Source organism: Acinetobacter sp. YH12070, assembly GCF_013419625.1.
GTDB lineage: Bacteria > Pseudomonadota > Gammaproteobacteria > Pseudomonadales > Moraxellaceae > Acinetobacter > Acinetobacter amyesii.
The window spans coordinates 1-2,107 of sequence record NZ_VOZT01000123.1; the positions used below are offsets into that span (position 1 = coordinate 1).

Here is a 2,107-nt window from a genome sequence, read left to right on the forward strand (position 1 = left end):
AGTTGGTCTAACACCTTGCAATGTTTGTCTTTTATACGTAATTTAAGGGTTTTCATGTACTTATATTAACAATCAAAACTCAAGGAAAATAGTCCTTAGTTAAATCAAACGACACTTCAGGTCGTGTTGCTTATATCTCTGACCTGAAGGACAGAGTTTTACGCTCCATTTGATAAAGCGGCCTTGTTTTAGGTCCTCATAGGCTTGCATGACTTCAGCAAAATGATTCATCACAAAATAACCGCCCATAGATGGGTTCATTCAAAGGCTGCGCTGATAAATACAACATGTGGCTATCTTCGACTGCCGTCAATTCGACATTTTCACCTTGACTCGACATGACTGCCATATGCTGTGCATTTAACGGTTCATCCGTTTCATTAAATTTCAGTTTGCCTGAGCGTAAATATACCAGCGTGGTATCCCCTTCTTGTGCAGGCAGTGTGATGCTTTGATTGGCTCTGACAAAGACATCAAATACTTGCATAGGCGTATGTGTTTCTGCAGGGCCGTGGACTGTTAAATAATGCCCTGCAATGATCCGTACATAACCTGCATTATCTGCTTCCACTACAGGAATACTGGCTTTGGCTAAGCTCTGATAGCGTGCAGGATTCATTTTATCTTTGGTAGGCAGATTGACCCAAAGTTGCAAGATTTCAAATGCTCCGCCCTGCTGTGCAAAGGCTTGGCTAAAAACTTCTTCGTGTTGTATGCCTGAAGCAGCAGTCATCCACTGCACATCGCCCTCACCAATGACAACGCCTCCGCCAGTCGTATCATGATATTCAAGCTCACCTTTAAACACCAATGTGACGGTTTCAAAGCCTCGATGTGGATGTTCCTGCACACCTTTTTTCAGTTGCGTTGGTTTTAGCACTCCAGGCCCTAAATGGTCGAGCAATAAAAAAGGTGAAACGGTATTGCCCAATTCATAATGAGAAAAAACTGAAGTTACTGGAGCAAAGTCACCGACCGGTGAGCCTGAGTCATTGACGTGGATAAAAGCGAGGGTTTTCATCATACAATTGTATCGAAAATAAATTTTAATCGTAAAAATGCTGTTTTAAACGGAAACTATACTCTGTGAGATAAGACTGTAATTTGTGTAAATCATTGGTTGCTTCTATCGGCTTTTCATTAAGTGCTTCAATTTTATCATTCAGCAATTTTAAAATTTGGGTTTGCTCAGCCAATGGAACTTGTGCCTTTTCTTTTTGCTGTTTTTTAATTTCCAAATAATCTTCTGCCCAATGACGCAATGGATCTTGTGCATCAATCTGTTCAAACAACTGTGTAATCAATAGTTCAGGCATAATTTTTTGTGTAGCCAACTCAGCAGACATTAACCCTCGAATCGAATAGAACACTTTTTTATATGTAAAATTCTCTGCCGTTTGCATAACATTCATACCACCTTTTGCCAGTGATAAATAATGATAATACAAAGCCTTATAATCTATACGCTCAAGTAGACCCTCACGAAAATTCTCCCACTCAGGAAACTGATTTAAATAAATAATATGTGCGCGGACCCATTCCAATACTGTCGGATTGCTCTTTGCCAATAGACCAAACATTTTATTCAAATCAAAAGAGACGAAATCAAAATCACCATCCATTATTTCAATAAGGTCACGATGTTTCCGATAGTCATAATATTGTGCTTTAGACGGGAGATGAAAACCTCGTACATCATAATCACTGTCTGGACTTGCCATGCCCCATAATCGACTGCCACTCTCAATATAAAATAATGGAAATTCATCTCGGTTTTGTAATAATTTTTGGATTTCTTGTTGGATGTTCATAAATTTATGTTTTAGGCAGTGTGACTGTTTTTATACCATTAATATGGCCAAACTGTGGATTTTATAAAACTTTAATTCAACTTTATTTAACATTGATTAAGAAATAAATTAAATAATAAATATGAAGATATATTCAAAATTTGATTTGAATTGTCACGCTAGCTTGTTCTTGTCTTGTCCTGAAATAGATTGACAGTATTCCACTTCAAACCGAGTTAAGCAATTAGCTCGGTTTTAGTTTGCTCATACGTCTGATTCGGGGTGTTCATATTTAAACTTAAATGTGGTCTATAACA

The 2,107-nt window shown here is 37.8% G+C and carries 1 protein-coding gene and 1 pseudogene; both read right to left on the bottom strand.

The window, feature by feature from the left end; translation table 11 throughout:
- Positions 1-99: 99 nt before the first annotated feature.
- Positions 100-1,021 (bottom strand): annotated as a pseudogene (locus FTU17_RS17155) (pirin family protein).
- Positions 1,022-1,046: 25 nt separating this feature from the next.
- Positions 1,047-1,811 carry a DNA polymerase beta superfamily protein gene (locus FTU17_RS17160; RefSeq protein ID WP_180008741.1) on the bottom strand — a complete coding sequence of 255 codons (765 nt, stop codon included), beginning with the start codon at positions 1,809-1,811 and terminating at the stop codon, positions 1,047-1,049.
- Positions 1,812-2,107: the final 296 nt, after the last annotated feature.

Bases quoted from the DNA above. Each gene is read 5' to 3' on its own strand.
- FTU17_RS17160 (WP_180008741.1), bottom strand. From the start codon at position 1,811: ATGAACATCCAACAAGAAATCCAAAAATTATTACAAAACCGAGATGAA.